This window comes from Oleiphilus sp. HI0117 (genome assembly GCF_001635235.1).
This window is the reverse complement of record NZ_LWGA01000412.1, coordinates 1-444: the sequence shown is the minus strand read 5'-3', so window position 1 is coordinate 444 and position 444 is coordinate 1. Positions and strand designations below refer to the sequence as shown.

The following is a 444-nucleotide window of genomic DNA, read 5'->3' as shown; positions in this document are numbered from 1 at the left end:
ACTGGGAAGTCGATTTCAAGCTGGCTTTCACTCGACTGCCCAGAGGTCTCGGCCCCTTGAAACAATCCGCAATCAATCAGAATACCTTGTTGTTCAGAACTGTTTTTATCAGAAATGCGAAGCTCGTGACACGAACCCGTTACGCCATTCACCGCTCCGTGGTGTAGGATTTTCATGTGATATCCTTATCAATTAAGTTAAGGGAAGAATATCACAACGCTCGCGCTAGATTCCAACAGGATGGTTTCAATCGAGTCTGACCCCGTTGTCAGCTAAATATTGAACTATGTCAGGTGCCGCTGAGGATCTTGGCGACGATGTAATGCACGAATAATCTCCACCGTATCAGCTGTAACCCTGTAAAAGAGGGTATGGCTCTCAATAGGTAGGCTTCTGGTGCCAGCTAGAAGTTCAGAGCGATCAACTCCTATCATGGCTTGTTCA

1 protein-coding gene is annotated in these 444 nt (G+C 46.6%); it reads right to left on the bottom strand.

Annotated features, from left to right (window positions below; translation table 11 throughout):
- Positions 1-284: 284 nt before the first annotated feature.
- Positions 285-434: a type II toxin-antitoxin system RelE/ParE family toxin gene (locus A3757_RS04830; protein ID WP_082872062.1), complete on the bottom strand. Its 150-nt coding sequence runs from the start codon at positions 432-434 to the stop codon at positions 285-287.
- Between the last annotated feature and the right edge of the window lie 10 nt (positions 435-444).

Excerpts from the sequence above, each read along its gene's own strand:
- A3757_RS04830 (WP_082872062.1), bottom strand. The coding sequence starts at position 434 with ATGATAGGAGTTGATCGCTCTGAACTTCTAGCTGGCACCAGAAGCCTA.